Source organism: Ekhidna algicida (assembly GCF_051379705.1).
GTDB lineage: Bacteria > Bacteroidota > Bacteroidia > Cytophagales > Cyclobacteriaceae > Ekhidna.
Genome location: NZ_CP179868.1, coordinates 3,065,990 through 3,080,559 on the forward strand (window position 1 = coordinate 3,065,990; position 14,570 = coordinate 3,080,559).

Here is a 14,570-nt window from a genome sequence, read left to right on the forward strand (position 1 = left end):
GCGATCGGGAGGCTTTATTGATATACAACATGGCGTTCAGAAAAAACAAAAAAATTCACAACGACTTCAAAAAGGTTACGATCAGTCTTGCATCTCCAGAATCTATTCTGGAAAGCTCGCATGGTGAAGTAACCCAGCCAGAAACCATTAACTATAGGACTTATAAACCTGAAATGGGTGGCCTTTTCTGTGAGCGAATCTTCGGTCCTGTAAAAGATTGGGAATGTCACTGTGGTAAATACAAAAGAATCCGATACAAAGGCATTATTTGTGATAGATGTGGTGTTGAAGTTACTGAGAAGAAGGTAAGAAGAGAGCGAATGGGACACATAGAGTTGGTAGTGCCTGTAGCTCATATCTGGTACTTTAAGTCTTTGCCAAATAAGATTGGATACCTACTTGGTGTACCTACCAAGAAGTTGGATCAAATTATTTATTACGAGCGATACATCGTAATTCAACCTGGAGTTAAAGAAGAAGACGGGATTTCTAAATTAGACTTCCTTACCGAGGAAGAATACCTGGATATTCTTGATAAACTACCAAGAGAAAATCAACTTCTTGAGGATGATGATCCAAACAAATTCATCGCGATGATGGGTGCAGATGCATTGGAAATGCTTTTGGCTAGAACTCAGCTCGATGATCTTTCATTTGAACTAAGACACCAGGCCGCCACAGACACGTCTCAGCAGAGAAAAGCTGAAGCACTAAAGCGACTAAGAGTAGTAGAGGCTTTCAGAGATGCAAAAACTCGAATTGAGAATAGACCAGAGTGGATGATCGTGAAAATGGTACCGGTAATTCCACCAGAATTACGTCCATTAGTGCCATTGGATGGAGGTCGATTTGCAACTTCTGATTTGAATGACCTATACAGAAGAGTTATTATCAGAAATAATCGACTGAAAAGACTAATAGATATTAAAGCTCCGGAAGTAATCCTTCGAAATGAGAAGAGAATGCTTCAGGAAGCTGTGGATTCACTTTTCGACAACTCAAGAAAAGTAAACGCAGTAAGATCTGATGGAAACCGAGCACTTAAGTCTTTGAGTGATATGCTTAAAGGTAAGCAAGGTCGATTCCGTCAAAACCTACTTGGTAAAAGAGTTGACTACTCAGGTCGATCTGTAATCGTTGTAGGACCTGAATTGAAAATGCATGAGTGCGGGTTGCCTAAGAATATGGCAGCTGAGTTATTCAAGCCATTCATTATCAGAAAGCTTATTGAACGCGGAATCGTCAAGACTGTAAAGTCAGCGAAGAAAATTGTAGACAGAAAAGATCCTGTAGTTTGGGATATCCTTGAAAACGTCTTGAAAGGACATCCGGTGTTATTGAACAGGGCACCTACACTTCACAGACTGGGTATCCAGGCATTCCAGCCAAAATTGATTGAAGGAAAAGCTATTCAGCTTCACCCACTTGCATGTACAGCATTCAACGCCGATTTCGATGGTGACCAAATGGCTGTTCACGTACCACTAGGGCATGAAGCAATTTTGGAAGCTTCCTTATTAATGCTTTCTTCTCACAATATCCTTAACCCTGCAAACGGTGCACCTATTGCGGTACCATCACAGGATATGGTATTGGGACTTTATTATATTACTAAAGGTCGAAGAAGCACGGATAAAGAAAAAGTAGCAGGAGAAGGACAAATTTTCTATTCTCATGAAGAGGTAATTATTGCCATGAATGAGAAGCAAGTTTCGCAGCACGCTTACATAAAGGTGAGAACCAAAGTAAGAAATGAGCAAGGAGAACTTGAATCAAAAATCATAGAGACTGTAGCTGGTAGAGTATTGTTCAATGAATCAGTTCCTGAAGAGGTAGGATTTGTTGATGAACTACTTACCAAGAAAAAGCTTCAGAAAATTATATCTAATGTCTTCAAGATTGTTGGAATGGCTAGAACAGCCCACTTCCTTGATGATATCAAAGCGCTAGGATTCCAGATGGCCTACAAAGGCGGCCTGTCTATGGGCCTTGATAACATCAATATCCCAGCTGAAAAGGAGAAATTAGTAGAGCAAGCGAAAGAAGAGGTAGATGCTGTATGGCAAAACTATCTGATGGGTCTAATCACGGACAATGAGCGTTACAACCAGGTAATTGATATCTGGACAAGAACGAACACCATGTTGACTAACTCGCTGATGAAGCAGATGGAGGAGGATGATCAAGGTTTTAACTCGATCTACATGATGATGCACTCAGGTGCAAGGGGATCGAGAGAGCAGATTCGTCAGCTTGGTGGAATGAGAGGATTGATGGCCAAGCCACAGAAGAATCTCCAAGGATCCGTTGGTGAAATCATTGAAAACCCGATTCTTTCAAACTTTAAGGAAGGGCTGGATGTAATTGAGTACTTTATCTCCACACACGGTGCGAGAAAAGGACTTGCAGATACAGCATTGAAAACTGCCGATGCAGGTTACTTAACAAGACGACTTGTTGATGTGGCTCAAGATGTAGTTATCAACGAAGATGATTGTGGAACGCTGAGAGGACTTTCAGTTTCGGCATTGAAAGACAATGAAGAAGTTGTAGAAGCACTTTCTGAGCGTGTTCTTGGTAGAGTATCTGTGCATGATATCTACGATCCAATCACTGAAGAATTAGTAATTGAATCGGGCGCTGAGTTTACTGAAGAGATTGCAGACTACATTGATCAGTCTAGCATCGAAGAAGTTGAAATCAGGTCTGTACTAACTTGCGAAACTCGTCAAGGTGTTTGTGCCAAATGTTACGGTAGAAATCTTTCTTCAGGTAAGATGTCTCACGTAGGGGAGTCTGTTGGAGTAATCGCAGCTCAGTCAATTGGAGAGCCCGGAACACAGCTTACGTTGAGAACATTCCACGTAGGGGGTACCGCTTCAAACATCGCAGTAGATGCAAATATCAAAGCGAAGTTTGATGGTGTTATCGAGTTTGATGAGCTGAGAACAGTGAAGTCAACCGACGATGAAGGCAAGAAGATTGAGGTTGTGATGGGAAGATCAGGAGAGATCAAGATCTTAGATGCTAAGAAAGAAAAAGTATTGATTTCAAACCACGTTCCTTACGGAGCTATTCTTAAAGTAAAAGATGGTGGTAAAGTGGCTAAAGGCGATGAGCTATGTTACTGGGATCCATACAATGCCGTGATTATGTCTGAATTTGACGGTGCCGCATCATTCGATTCAATCATTGAAGGTGTCACTTTTAAAGAGGAATCTGATGAACAAACAGGTCACAGAGAGAAAGTAATTATTGATACAAAAGATAAAACTAAGAATCCTGCTATCGAGGTTGTTGGAAAGGATGGGGAAACTCAGAAAGCTTACAACATTCCGGTTGGAGCTCACTTAGCAGTGGAAGAAGGAACGAAAATCAAGTCAGGTCAAGTACTTGCCAAGATTCCTAGAAAAACTGGTAAATCCAGAGATATTACAGGAGGTCTTCCAAGAGTAACAGAACTTTTCGAGGCAAGAAATCCTTCGAATCCAGCTGTAGTAAGTGAAATCGACGGTGTTGTTGAATACGGTGGAATCAAGAGAGGTAACAGAGAAATTTACATCGAATCTAAAGATGGTGTGAAGAAACGTTACATGGTGCCGCTTTCTAAGCACATTCTTGTTCAGGACAATGATTACGTAAGAGCAGGAGATGCACTGTCTGATGGAGCAATTACTCCGGCAGATATCTTAAAAATCAAGGGCCCTACTGCAGTTCAGGAATACTTAGTGAATGAAATTCAAGAAGTATACCGACTACAAGGTGTAAAAATCAATGATAAACACATCGAGGCGATCGTTCGTCAGATGATGCAGAAAGTAGTAATTGAGAATCCGGGAGATACAAGCTTCCTTACAAATCAATTAGCTGATCGATTCGCCTTCATGGAAGAAAACGATACAATTCTTGATAAGAAAGTAGTCGTTGATCCAGGAGATTCTTCGAACTACAAAGCAGGTCAAATCATTGATGCAAGAAGTTTAAGAGACGAGGTTTCAAGCTTGAAGCGGAGAGATCTTAAGGCAATGACAACTCGAGATGCCGAACCAGCAACTGGTAAGCCAACGCTTCAAGGCATCACGCAAGCGTCACTAGGAACTGAGAGCTTTATTTCTGCAGCCTCATTCCAGGAAACTACCAAAGTATTGAGTGAAGCTTCCATTAAAGGAAAAGCAGATACTTTGATTGGTCTCAAGGAAAATGTAATTGTTGGACACTTGATCCCAGCTGGAACCGGAATTAGAGAGCATCAGAATTATATCGTCAACTCTCAGGAAGAGTACGATAAGCTAGTGTCTTCTAAAGAAGAATTCGAAGCGAAAGAAGTAGAAGAAGCTTAATACCATGAGCGACGATCCAAAAAAAGACGAAAAGAATCCAAATAATCAGATTAACATAGAGCTCTCGGAGGAAACTGCCGAGGGCATCTATGCTAATTTGGCTATGATCGCCCACTCAAGCAGTGAATTTGTGATTGATTTTATTCGGCTGATGCCTGGAGTTCCAAAAGCAAAAGTGAAGTCACGAATTGTGGTAACACCAGAACATGCAAAACGGCTATTACATGCACTTCAAGACAATATTAAGAAGTATGAAGCCTCATTTGGAGAGGTAAAACAAGCCGATGAAATTCCGAAATTCCCCATGAATTTTGGAGGAACCATGGGCGAAGCTTGATATGGTTCTTAATATTTCTAGAAATAATCCCGTTAATTCATCTTTTAACTTTTTGATATAATCTCAATATATCTATCTTTGCGTTCCCAAATTTTGGGACGATTAGAAATAATAGCGTATGCCAACTATACAACAATTAGTAAGGAAGGGAAGAAAGAAGTTGACTTCTAAGTCAAAATCCCCAGCATTGGACTCTTGTCCACAAAGAAGAGGTGTATGTACTCGTGTGTACACCACCACTCCTAAGAAGCCAAACTCAGCAATGAGAAAGGTGGCCAGGGTACGACTTACCAACGGTAAAGAAGTAAATGCCTACATCCCAGGAGAAGGACACAACCTTCAAGAGCACTCAATAGTGCTAATCAGAGGAGGTAGAGTAAAAGATTTGCCAGGTGTGAGATATCACATCATTAGAGGGGCGTTGGATACCGCTGGTGTAAACGGACGTCTACAAAGAAGATCTAAATACGGCGCTAAGCGACCTAAAAAATAATTTGCAGGAGAAATGAGAAAAGCAAAACCAAAAAAGAGATACATCCTTCCTGATCCTATCTATCAGGATACGCTTGTCACTAAGTTTGTTAACAACCTAATGTTAAGCGGTAAGAAAAGTGTCTCTTACAAAATTTTTTACAACGCAATTCAGCAAGTAGAAGAAAAGACAGGTGAAAGTGGTCTTGAAACATGGAAGACAGCCTTGAGTAATATCATGCCTTCTGTCGAAGTAAAAGCTCGAAGAGTTGGTGGAGCTAACTTCCAGGTACCAATCGAAGTAAGACCAGATAGAAAAATCGCTCTAGGGATCAAGTGGATGATTAAATACGCTCGACTAAGAGGAGAAAAAACAATGCAGGATCGTCTCGCTGCTGAAATTATTGCCGCATCAAAAGGCGAAGGTGCTTCCGTGAAAAAGAAAGACGACATGCACAGAATGGCCGAAGCTAACAAAGCATTCTCACACTTCAGATTCTAAGAACGAAAATGGCAAGAGACTTAAAGTTTACAAGAAATATTGGTATTGCAGCTCACATTGATGCTGGAAAAACTACTACTACTGAGCGTATTCTATATTACGCTGGGGTAAATCACAAAATTGGAGAAGTTCACGATGGTGGTGCTACCATGGATTGGATGGAGCAGGAGCAAGAAAGAGGTATTACTATTACTTCCGCTGCTACCACCGTATTTTGGAAGTACAAAGATGATGAGTACCATATCAACATCATTGACACGCCAGGCCACGTTGACTTTACTGTTGAGGTAAACAGATCACTCCGAGTTCTTGATGGTTTAGTTTTCTTGTTTAGTGCAGTAGATGGTGTAGAACCTCAGTCTGAAACTAACTGGAGACTAGCAGATAATTATAAGGTAGCAAGAATTGGTTTCGTTAATAAAATGGACCGATCAGGTGCAGACTTTTTGAAAGTTTGTAATCAAGTAAAAGAAATGCTGGGCACAAAAGCTGTGCCTCTTCAATTACCTATTGGTGCTGAGGAAAATTTCAAAGGAGTTGTAGACCTTGTAGAAAACAGAGCAGTTGTTTGGAATGAGGACGACATGGGAATGACGTTCGAAGAAATTGACATTCCTGCCGACATGGCTGATGAGGTTGCTACCTACAGAGAAAATTTGGTAGAGTCAGTAGCTGAATACGATGAAGGATTGATGGAGAAATACTTCGAAGATCCGAATAGTATTACAAGAGACGAAATTGTTGCAGCGCTTAGAGCAGCAACCATAGATCTAGCATTCGTTCCAATGATGTGTGGGTCGGCCTTCAAAAACAAAGGTGTTCAGACACTTCTTGATTATGTGATGGAATTACTTCCATCTCCCTTGGATAGAGATAGTATTACAGGAACAAATCCTGATACTGAAGAACCTGTTACAAGAAAGCCGTCTCCAGATGAGCCTTTCTCAGGACTGGCATTCAAAATTGCTACTGACCCATTCGTAGGTAGACTTTGCTTCGTTCGATCATACTCAGGCACGCTGGATTCTGGTTCTTATGTATACAATACGAGAACCAATAAGAAAGAGCGTATCTCAAGGATTTTTCAGATGCACGCAAATAAGCAAAATCAAATCGATAAGCTACATTGCGGTGATATTGGTGCGGTCGTAGGCTTTAAGGATATCAAAACAGGTGATACACTCTGTGATGAAAAAGGCAAGATCGTTCTGGAATCAATGGACTTCCCGGATCCGGTAATTGGATACGCAATTGAGCCAAAAACTCAGGCAGACGTAGACAAGTTAGGTATCGCTATTGGAAAATTGATTGAAGAAGATCCAACCCTTCAGGTTGAAACTAACCACGAAACTGGTCAGACCATCCTTAAAGGAATGGGAGAGCTACACTTGGATATTATCATTGATCGTCTGAAAAGAGAGTTTAAAGTAGAAATAAATCAAGGTGCTCCTCAGGTAGCGTACAAAGAGGCAATTACCAATTCAATTGAGCACAAAGAAGTTTACAAGAAGCAATCAGGTGGTCGAGGTAAATTCGCTGATATTGTATTCGAGATCGGACCGAAAGATGAAGATTACGAGAAGGACGGGCTTCAGTTTGTAAATCAAATCGTTGGTGGTGTGATTCCAAAAGAATTCATCCCAGCAATCCAAAAAGGATTTGAGCAAGCAATGGTTAACGGACCATTGGCAGGTTATCCAATCGATAATATGAAAGTGAGACTGTATCATGGATCATTCCACGATGTAGATTCAGATTCGCTATCGTTCGAACTTGCAGCTAGATCTGGATTTAAAGAAGCAGCCTCAAAATGTTCGCCAGTTATCCTTGAGCCAATCATGGCAGTAGAGGTTGTTACTCCGGACGAATACACCGGTACTATTACTGGTGATTTGAACAAGAGAAGAGGTATGATGAAAGGCATGGACACAAGAGGTACTTCTGCAGTAATAAAAGCAGATGTTCCATTGTCCGAACTATTCGGATACGTGACTGATCTAAGAACTAACAGTTCAGGAAGAGCAACTGCTTCCTTGACGTTCTCTCACTACGATCAGGTACCAAAGAATATCGCCGAAGGAGTTATTGCTGATGTAAAAGGCACAGCCAACGTATAAAGAAATTAAGATGAATCAGAAAATTAGAATAAAGCTTAAGTCTTACGATCATAATTTGGTTGACAAGTCTTCTGAGAAAATTGTTCGAGCAGTTAAGACTACTGGAGCAGTTGTGAGTGGGCCAATCCCTCTTCCAACTGTAAAGGAAAAATTTACTGTGCTTAAGTCACCTCACGTGAACAAGAAAGCCAGAGAGCAATTTCAGCTATGTACGTACAAGAGACTTGTAGATATATATAGCAATAGCGCTAAGACTGTTGATGCTTTGATGAAGTTGGAGCTTCCAAGTGGAGTAGACGTTGAGATAAAAGTATAATCCGATTTATAACATCGGAAATGAGAACCAATTGGTTTATATCGATTGGTTCTTTTTTTGTCTAAAAAAATAACTGATCAAAATTTTGATCGGCATATGGATTTGCTATCTTTGCAGTCCTTTTCACAAAAAGTTTGCCTGAAAGGGTAATTATAAGATATAAACGAGTAGAAAATGCCTGGTTTAATAGGAAGGAAAGTAGGAATGACAAATGTCTTCGATGAGAACGGTAAAAGCATCGCTTGTACCCTCGTTGAGGCTGGTCCTTGCGTCGTGACTCAAGTTAAGAACGAAGAGACAGACGGATATAAAGCTGTGCAGTTGGCTTACGGTGAAAGAAAGGAAAAAAATACACCTAAAGCACTCCAGGGTCATTTTGCGAAGGCAAAAACAACGCCTAAGCAAAAGGTGGTTGAGTTTAGAGATTTTAGATCTGAGTTTGATGATAAAGTGAAGTTGGGAAATGAAATCACAATTGCAGATGTATTTAGCGAGCAAGACTATGTCGATGCTGTTGGAACATCAAAAGGTAAAGGATTTCAAGGGGTAGTCAAAAGACATGGTTTTGGAGGAGTAGGTCAGGCAACTCACGGTCAACATAATAGGCTAAGAGCGCCGGGTTCAATTGGTGCTGCGTCATTTCCATCCAGAGTTTTCAAAGGTTTGAAAATGGCTGGAAGAACTGGTGGTGACAGAGTGAAGGTATTAAACCTTAGAGTAGTAAAGGTATATCCTGAGAAAAACCTGGTATTAATTTCAGGAGCTATTCCAGGAGCAAAAAATTCATTCGTAATACTTGAGAAGTAATCATGAAGGTAGCTGTATTAAATATTAAAGGAGAAGAGACAGGAAGAGAAATCAACCTAGACAAAAGCATCTTTGGCATTGAGCCAAATGAGCATGCTGTCTACCTTGATGTGAAGAACTATTTAGCAAACCAAAGACAAGGTACTGCTAAGACAAAAGACAAAGGAGAGATCACAGCATCCACTCGTAAGATCAAGAAACAAAAAGGCACAGGTACAGCAAGAGCTGGTAGTGTTAAGTCTGGTATTATGAGAGGTGGAGGAACATTTTTTGGTCCTCAGCCAAGAGACTATGGTTTCAAGCTTAATAGAAAAGTGAAGAAGCTAGCTAGAAAGTCAGTTCTTTCTTCAAGAGCAAAAGAGAAAGCAATCCAGATTCTAGAGGATTTTTCTTTCGAATCTCCAAAGACAAAAGAATTCATCAGTCTTCTTAATAGTCTTTCAGTGAATGACAAGAAATCGTTGTTCCTTGTTAGTGACAAAAACAAAAACGTTTTCTTGTCTTCTAGAAACCTTAAGAAAACACATGTTTCAACTGTTGACGAAATAAACACCTACGACCTGATTAACGCTGAGCGTTTGATCTTGTGTGAGGGAACACTCGAGCAACTAAAAGAAAGATTTAACTAAGATGGGAGTTTTAATAAAACCACTAGTTACGGAAAAAGTATCGGCTCTCAATGAGCACGGCAAGTACGGGTTTGTAGTTGCTAGGAATGCTAATAAGGTTCAGATTAAGACTGAGGTTGAAAAAACCTACGGTGTTACTGTTGAATCTGTAAATACAATGGTTCAGCCTGGTGGGTCAAAAAGACGATATACCAAGTCAAGAGTCATTGAAGGCAGAACTCCAGCTTATAAGAAGGCAATTGTGAAGGTGGCTGAGGGAGATATAATCGATTTTTATAGCGGAATATAATATACAGAGATGGCTGTAAGAAAACTTAAACCGACTACCCCAGGACAGAGATTCAGAATGGCTCCTGTCTTTGATGACATTACCAAGTCCTCTCCTGAGAGATCTTTAGTGACTACATCAAAAAGAAATGGTGGTAGAAACAATCAGGGTAGAATGACTGTGCGTAATGTAGGAGGAGGTCACAAGCGAAAGCTTAGACTTATCGACTTCAAAAGAGACAAGCATGGAATTCCTGCTACTGTGAAAGCAATCGAGTACGATCCAAACAGGTCTGCTAGAATCGCATTGCTTTATTATGCAGATGGTGAAAAAAGATATATCATCGCTCCAGCTGGCCTGGAAGTAGGTACAGTGATTAACTCTGGAAAAGGAGTTGCACCGGAAGTAGGAAATGCACTGTTTTTATCAGACATTCCCTTAGGTACAATTATCCACAACATTGAGTTGAAGCCAGGAAAAGGCGGCGTAATGGCGAGAAGCGCAGGAACATATGTGCAGTTGGTAGCTAGAGAAGGAAAATACTCAACAGTAAAACTTCCCTCAGGAGAAATGAGAATGGTACTAAACACCTGCCTGGCAACAGTAGGAACAGTATCTAACTCTGATCACATGAGTGTAAGACTAGGTAAGGCAGGTAGAAATAGATGGTTGGGAAGAAGACCTAGAGTAAGAGGTGTTGCAATGAACCCGGTTGATCACCCAATGGGTGGTGGTGAAGGTAGGTCCTCTGGAGGTCACCCTCGATCAAGAAACGGTCAGTATACGAAGGGTATGAAAACTCGTCGACCAAATAAATATTCTGATAAGCAGATAGTTAAACGAAGGAAATAATGTCAAGATCATTAAAGAAAGGACCTTATATAGACTTCCGACTTGAGAAAAAAGTCGATGCGATGAATGACTCTGGTAAGAAGTCTGTGATCAAAACTTGGTCAAGAAGATCAATGATCTCTCCTGATTTTGTAGGTCACACTTTCGCAGTGCACAACGGAAATAAATTCATCCCTGTTTTCGTAACTGAAAATATGGTAGGACATAAACTTGGCGAATTTGCACCGACTAGAAACTTTAGAGGTCACATCGCTAAGAAGGATAAAGGTAAAAGATAATAGCACCAATGGAAGCTGAAAAGAAATTAAAGAAATCAGTACGAATCAGACTTCAGAAAGAAGCTGACAAGAAATTCCGTGAGGAGAACAAGGGAAAACTTGGTGCCGTAAAATCGTCACTTCGAAATGTACCAACTGCTCCTCGTAAGATGAGACTAGTAGCTGATATGATTCGTGGAGAAAGAGCAAATATCGCTCTAAATATTCTTCGATTTGATGCACACCATGCATCAAATACATTGGAGAAATTGCTCCTTACTGCCATTGCCGATTGGCAAATGCAAAACGAAGATATCAGCATAGAAGAAGCTGACCTTTATGTGAAAGAAATCTACGTGGATAGTGCGAGAATGCTTAAGAGATTAAGACCAGCACCACAAGGAAGAGCTCACAGAATCAGAAAGAGATCAAATCACGTGACTATCGTTGTTGATAATCACAACCAGGAAGAAACTAAAGAAAGCAACAAATAATGGGACAAAAAGTAAACCCAGTTGGATTTAGATTAGGTGTTATCAAAGGGTGGGATTCTGCCTGGTTCGATAGCAAGTCTTACGCAGACAAACTTGTAGAAGACAACAAGATTCGTAAGTACATCATGGCACGTATGCCAAAAGGTGGAATCTCTAAGATCGTAATCGAGCGAACACTTAAAAGAATAACCCTAACTGTTCACACTGCTCGACCGGGCGTTGTGATAGGTAAAGGAGGATCGGAAGTAGATAAGATCAAAGAGGAGTTGAAAAACTTGACAGGAAAAGATCTGCAGATCAATATTTTCGAAATTAAAAGACCTGAACTGGATGCTAAGTTGGTAGGCGAGTCTATTGCTCAGCAGCTACAGGCAAGAATCTCTTTCCGGAGAGCAATGAAGCAATCAATTGCATCTTCAATGCGAGTTGGAGCGCAAGGAATCAAGATAAAATGCTCTGGAAGATTAGGTGGAGCGGAGATGGCAAGAAGTGAGCAATACAAGGAAGGAAGAATTCCTTTGCACACACTTCGAGCAGATATCGATTATGCGATTACTGAAGCTCACACTATTTACGGTAAAATCGGTATCAAAGTATGGATTTTCAAAGGAGAGGTATTCGGTAAAAGAGATCTTTCTCCTAACGTAGGACAAGCCGGTGGTGGAAATAGTAATTCACCAGGCGGAGGAGCTTCTAATAGAAGGAGAAGAGAAAATAGAAGAAGAAAGTAAGTAAAGTTTTGTAAAGCATGTTACAGCCAAAACGTACGAAATTTAGAAAAATGCAAAAAGGCCGAGTGAAGGGTCTTGCTCATAGAGGGCATAGACTGGCATTCGGAACTTTTGGAATCAAGGCCATGGAGCCAGGATGGATCACTAGCCGTCAGATAGAAGCTGCAAGGATTGCAATGACTAGAGCAATGAAGAGAGAAGGCCAAGTATGGATCCGAATCTTTCCAGACAAGCCTGTGACTAAAAAGCCAGCTGAAGTAAGAATGGGTAAAGGTAAAGGAGCACCTGAATATTGGGTGGCAACTGTGAAGCCTGGAACAGTTCTTTTCGAAGCAGCAGGAGTTGATATCGAGTTGGCGAAAGAAGCGTTAAGATTGGCTGCACAAAAGTTGCCTATCTCTACAAAATTCACATTAGCAAAAGATTATAAGCCAGAGTAATGAAAAATTCTGAACTAAGAGGATTGAGTCTGGACGAGCTGAAGAACAAGCTTGCAGTAGAAAAGGAGACCTATGCAAAACTAAAATTTGCGCATAGTATCACTCCAATTGAAAACCCAATGAAAATTCGAGAGAATAGAAAATTGGTAGCAAGAATTGAAACAGAAATTAAGGCCAAAGAATTAAACCAAGTTGCTGAAGCAAGCAAATAATTTTCAGTGATGGAAAGAAATTTAAGAAAAGAAAGAATCGGACAAGTGGTGAGCAATAAAATGCAGAAAAGCATCACTGTGGCTGTAGAAAGAAAAGTAAAACACCCGATCTACGGAAAGTTCGTGAGAAAGACAACTAAGCTCACAGCTCATGACGAGAAAGACGATTGCAATATCGGCGATACCGTGAAGGTAGCAGAGACTCGTCCAATGAGTAAGAACAAGAGATGGAGGTTGGTAGAAATTATTGAAAGAGCAAAATAATGGTACAACAGGAGTCAAGATTATCGGTTGCGGACAACAGTGGCGCTAAAGAAGTGCTAGTAATCCGTGTGCTTGGAGGCACCAAGAAGCGATACGCTTCTGTAGGTGACAAAATTATTGTAACTGTAAAGCACGCACTTTCATCAAGTAGTTTGAAAAAAGGAACTGTTTCAAGAGCAGTAGTAGTACGAACTAAGAAAGAAGTTCGAAGAAAAGATGGTAGCTACATCCGATTTGAGGATAATGCTGCGGTGCTACTGACCGCAAATGATGAGCCAAGAGGCACAAGGATCTTCGGTCCTGTTGCAAGAGAGCTCAGAGAGAAGCAGTTTATGAAAATTGTATCATTAGCCCCTGAAGTACTTTAACAATGAGCAACGTAAAATTTCACGTAAGAAAAGGAGATACTGTAAAGATCATTGCCGGAAATGACAAAGGAAAGTCTGGTAAAGTTCTTGAAGTAAATATCGCTAAATACCGCGCGATTGTTGAAGGAGCAAACATGATTACAAAGCATGTGAAACCTTCTGCTGATAATCCTGAAGGAGGAATTCAGCAAACAGAAGCAGCGATTCACCTTAGTAACCTTAAAGTAGTCGACCCTTCATCTGGAGATGCTACGAGAACAGGTAGAAAGAAAAATGCAGACGGTAAGCTGCAGAGATATTCAAAAAAATCAGGAGAATTTATCACGAATGGCTAGTCCTAGATTAAAAGAAAAATACAGTAAAGAGATTATTCCTCATTTGAAGGATAAGTTTCAGTATAGCTCAGTTATGCAAGTGCCTAAACTGACAAAAATTGCAATCAACAAAGGAATTGGAGCAGCTGTGTCAGACAAGAAGTTAGTAGATACTGGAGTTGACGAGTTGACACAAATCACTGGACAGCAAGCAGTACCTACAATAGCTAAGAAGTCTGTATCCAACTTTAAGTTGAGAGAAGGAATGCCAATTGGAGCAAAAGTGACTCTTCGAGGAGACAAGATGTATGAATTTCTTGACCGACTGATGACAGTTGCACTTCCACGAGTAAGAGACTTCAAAGGAATTAAAGAAAAAGGATTTGATGGAAGAGGTAACTATACACTAGGTGTACAGGAGCAAATCATCTTCCCCGAAATCAGTATCGATAAAGTAAACAAAATTACAGGTATGGACATCACGTTTGTGACATCAGCACAAACCGATGAAGAAAGTCTTGAACTCTTAAGATCTTTCGGAATGCCGTTTACTTCAAAGAAGAACTAAGAAATTATGGCTAGAGAAGCAGTAAAAGCGAGAGAAAGAAAAAGAGAAAAACTTGTAGCAAGATATGCCGACAAAAGAGCCGCTTTGAAAGAAGCTGGTGATTGGGAAGGTCTAGATAAGCTTCCAAGAAACTCTTCAAAAGTAAGATTACATAATAGATGTAAGCTTACAGGTAGACCTAAAGGCTACATGAGGAGATTTGGAATCTCTAGGGTGACGTTCAGAGAAATGGCATCTGATGGTAAAATACCAGGAGTAACAAAAGCAAGTTGGTAGATTTTCA

At 40.5% G+C, this 14,570-nt stretch carries 20 protein-coding genes; all 20 read left to right on the forward strand.

Annotation, left to right across the window (positions count from 1 at the left end; translation table 11 throughout):
• Window positions 1-29 precede the first annotated feature (29 nt).
• The 20 genes from rpoC (at window position 30) to rpsN (ending at window position 14,563) form a co-directional block, all read left to right on the forward strand.
• Entirely contained in the window at window positions 30-4,340 is a 4,311-nt protein-coding gene (rpoC, locus tag ACL8WY_RS13585; protein WP_436515299.1) for a DNA-directed RNA polymerase subunit beta', read from the forward strand.
• Between the two features lie 4 nt (window positions 4,341-4,344).
• Window positions 4,345-4,677, forward strand: a complete 333-nt coding sequence (locus ACL8WY_RS13590; protein ID WP_436515300.1) for a DUF3467 domain-containing protein — start codon at window positions 4,345-4,347, stop codon at window positions 4,675-4,677.
• Window positions 4,678-4,795: 118 nt separating this feature from the next.
• The gene (rpsL, locus tag ACL8WY_RS13595) at window positions 4,796-5,170 is read left to right on the forward strand and encodes a 30S ribosomal protein S12 (RefSeq protein ID WP_089356794.1); all 375 of its coding nucleotides are present in this window, start codon (window positions 4,796-4,798) and stop codon (window positions 5,168-5,170) included.
• Between the two features lie 12 nt (window positions 5,171-5,182).
• Window positions 5,183-5,650, forward strand: a complete 468-nt coding sequence (gene rpsG / locus ACL8WY_RS13600) for a 30S ribosomal protein S7 (protein WP_436515301.1) — start codon at window positions 5,183-5,185, stop codon at window positions 5,648-5,650.
• 8 nt (window positions 5,651-5,658) lie between these two features.
• Complete coding sequence (gene fusA / locus ACL8WY_RS13605; protein WP_436515302.1) at window positions 5,659-7,767, forward strand: elongation factor G; 2,109 nt, start codon at window positions 5,659-5,661, stop codon at window positions 7,765-7,767.
• Between the two features lie 10 nt (window positions 7,768-7,777).
• Window positions 7,778-8,083 carry a 30S ribosomal protein S10 gene (rpsJ, locus tag ACL8WY_RS13610; RefSeq protein WP_089356797.1) on the forward strand — a complete coding sequence of 102 codons (306 nt, stop codon included), beginning with the start codon at window positions 7,778-7,780 and terminating at the stop codon, window positions 8,081-8,083.
• A gap of 174 nt (window positions 8,084-8,257) precedes the next feature.
• Window positions 8,258-8,890 (forward strand): 50S ribosomal protein L3, encoded by a 633-nt coding sequence (gene rplC, locus ACL8WY_RS13615; protein WP_436515303.1) that lies wholly within the window; start codon window positions 8,258-8,260, stop codon window positions 8,888-8,890.
• 2 nt (window positions 8,891-8,892) lie between these two features.
• Complete coding sequence (gene rplD, locus ACL8WY_RS13620) at window positions 8,893-9,519, forward strand: 50S ribosomal protein L4 (RefSeq protein ID WP_436515304.1); 627 nt, start codon at window positions 8,893-8,895, stop codon at window positions 9,517-9,519.
• 1 nt (window position 9,520) lies between these two features.
• Complete coding sequence (rplW, locus tag ACL8WY_RS13625; RefSeq protein ID WP_436515305.1) at window positions 9,521-9,808, forward strand: 50S ribosomal protein L23; 288 nt, start codon at window positions 9,521-9,523, stop codon at window positions 9,806-9,808.
• A gap of 9 nt (window positions 9,809-9,817) precedes the next feature.
• On the forward strand, window positions 9,818-10,639 hold the full coding sequence (gene rplB / locus ACL8WY_RS13630; RefSeq protein ID WP_436515306.1) for a 50S ribosomal protein L2: 822 nt from the start codon (window positions 9,818-9,820) through the stop codon (window positions 10,637-10,639).
• Window positions 10,639-10,917 (forward strand): 30S ribosomal protein S19, encoded by a 279-nt coding sequence (rpsS, locus tag ACL8WY_RS13635; protein WP_350217600.1) that lies wholly within the window; start codon window positions 10,639-10,641, stop codon window positions 10,915-10,917. Before rplB ends, rpsS begins: the two co-directional genes overlap by 1 nt.
• 149 nt (window positions 10,918-11,066) lie before the next feature.
• Entirely contained in the window at window positions 11,067-11,390 is a 324-nt protein-coding gene (gene rplV / locus ACL8WY_RS13640) for a 50S ribosomal protein L22 (protein ID WP_436518062.1), read from the forward strand.
• Complete coding sequence (rpsC, locus tag ACL8WY_RS13645; RefSeq protein WP_436515307.1) at window positions 11,390-12,121, forward strand: 30S ribosomal protein S3; 732 nt, start codon at window positions 11,390-11,392, stop codon at window positions 12,119-12,121. Before rplV ends, rpsC begins: the two co-directional genes overlap by 1 nt.
• 17 nt (window positions 12,122-12,138) lie before the next feature.
• The gene (gene rplP, locus ACL8WY_RS13650; protein ID WP_436515308.1) at window positions 12,139-12,561 is read left to right on the forward strand and encodes a 50S ribosomal protein L16; all 423 of its coding nucleotides are present in this window, start codon (window positions 12,139-12,141) and stop codon (window positions 12,559-12,561) included.
• Window positions 12,561-12,773 carry a 50S ribosomal protein L29 gene (gene rpmC / locus ACL8WY_RS13655; protein WP_436515309.1) on the forward strand — a complete coding sequence of 71 codons (213 nt, stop codon included), beginning with the start codon at window positions 12,561-12,563 and terminating at the stop codon, window positions 12,771-12,773. Before rplP ends, rpmC begins: the two co-directional genes overlap by 1 nt.
• Before the next feature lie 9 nt (window positions 12,774-12,782).
• Window positions 12,783-13,037 carry a 30S ribosomal protein S17 gene (rpsQ, locus tag ACL8WY_RS13660; protein ID WP_348280432.1) on the forward strand — a complete coding sequence of 85 codons (255 nt, stop codon included), beginning with the start codon at window positions 12,783-12,785 and terminating at the stop codon, window positions 13,035-13,037.
• Window positions 13,037-13,405, forward strand: a complete 369-nt coding sequence (gene rplN, locus ACL8WY_RS13665) for a 50S ribosomal protein L14 (RefSeq protein ID WP_348280433.1) — start codon at window positions 13,037-13,039, stop codon at window positions 13,403-13,405. The genes rpsQ and rplN overlap by 1 nt, the downstream gene beginning before the upstream one ends.
• A 2-nt stretch (window positions 13,406-13,407) precedes the next feature.
• Window positions 13,408-13,740 carry a 50S ribosomal protein L24 gene (gene rplX / locus ACL8WY_RS13670; protein ID WP_436515310.1) on the forward strand — a complete coding sequence of 111 codons (333 nt, stop codon included), beginning with the start codon at window positions 13,408-13,410 and terminating at the stop codon, window positions 13,738-13,740.
• On the forward strand, window positions 13,733-14,287 hold the full coding sequence (gene rplE / locus ACL8WY_RS13675) for a 50S ribosomal protein L5 (protein WP_436515311.1): 555 nt from the start codon (window positions 13,733-13,735) through the stop codon (window positions 14,285-14,287). The genes rplX and rplE overlap by 8 nt, the downstream gene beginning before the upstream one ends.
• A gap of 6 nt (window positions 14,288-14,293) precedes the next feature.
• The gene (gene rpsN, locus ACL8WY_RS13680) at window positions 14,294-14,563 is read left to right on the forward strand and encodes a 30S ribosomal protein S14 (RefSeq protein ID WP_436515312.1); all 270 of its coding nucleotides are present in this window, start codon (window positions 14,294-14,296) and stop codon (window positions 14,561-14,563) included.
• The last annotated feature ends 7 nt before the right edge of the window (window positions 14,564-14,570 follow it).

Coding starts and splice junctions, on each gene's coding strand:
- rplN (WP_348280433.1), top strand. CDS start 13,037: ATGGTACAACAGGAGTCAAGATTATCGGTTGCGGACAACAGTGGCGCT.
- rpsN (WP_436515312.1), top strand. CDS start 14,294: ATGGCTAGAGAAGCAGTAAAAGCGAGAGAAAGAAAAAGAGAAAAACTT.
- rpsQ (WP_348280432.1), top strand. CDS start 12,783: ATGGAAAGAAATTTAAGAAAAGAAAGAATCGGACAAGTGGTGAGCAAT.
- rplW (WP_436515305.1), top strand. CDS start 9,521: ATGGGAGTTTTAATAAAACCACTAGTTACGGAAAAAGTATCGGCTCTC.
- rplB (WP_436515306.1), top strand. CDS start 9,818: ATGGCTGTAAGAAAACTTAAACCGACTACCCCAGGACAGAGATTCAGA.
- rplD (WP_436515304.1), top strand. CDS start 8,893: ATGAAGGTAGCTGTATTAAATATTAAAGGAGAAGAGACAGGAAGAGAA.
- rpsG (WP_436515301.1), top strand. CDS start 5,183: ATGAGAAAAGCAAAACCAAAAAAGAGATACATCCTTCCTGATCCTATC.
- rplV (WP_436518062.1), top strand. CDS start 11,067: ATGAGACTAGTAGCTGATATGATTCGTGGAGAAAGAGCAAATATCGCT.
- fusA (WP_436515302.1), top strand. CDS start 5,659: ATGGCAAGAGACTTAAAGTTTACAAGAAATATTGGTATTGCAGCTCAC.
- rplE (WP_436515311.1), top strand. CDS start 13,733: ATGGCTAGTCCTAGATTAAAAGAAAAATACAGTAAAGAGATTATTCCT.
- rpoC (WP_436515299.1), top strand. CDS start 30: ATGGCGTTCAGAAAAAACAAAAAAATTCACAACGACTTCAAAAAGGTT.
- rpsC (WP_436515307.1), top strand. CDS start 11,390: ATGGGACAAAAAGTAAACCCAGTTGGATTTAGATTAGGTGTTATCAAA.
- rpsJ (WP_089356797.1), top strand. CDS start 7,778: ATGAATCAGAAAATTAGAATAAAGCTTAAGTCTTACGATCATAATTTG.
- rpsS (WP_350217600.1), top strand. CDS start 10,639: ATGTCAAGATCATTAAAGAAAGGACCTTATATAGACTTCCGACTTGAG.
- rplX (WP_436515310.1), top strand. CDS start 13,408: ATGAGCAACGTAAAATTTCACGTAAGAAAAGGAGATACTGTAAAGATC.
- rplP (WP_436515308.1), top strand. CDS start 12,139: ATGTTACAGCCAAAACGTACGAAATTTAGAAAAATGCAAAAAGGCCGA.
- rpmC (WP_436515309.1), top strand. CDS start 12,561: ATGAAAAATTCTGAACTAAGAGGATTGAGTCTGGACGAGCTGAAGAAC.
- ACL8WY_RS13590 (WP_436515300.1), top strand. CDS start 4,345: ATGAGCGACGATCCAAAAAAAGACGAAAAGAATCCAAATAATCAGATT.
- rpsL (WP_089356794.1), top strand. CDS start 4,796: ATGCCAACTATACAACAATTAGTAAGGAAGGGAAGAAAGAAGTTGACT.
- rplC (WP_436515303.1), top strand. CDS start 8,258: ATGCCTGGTTTAATAGGAAGGAAAGTAGGAATGACAAATGTCTTCGAT.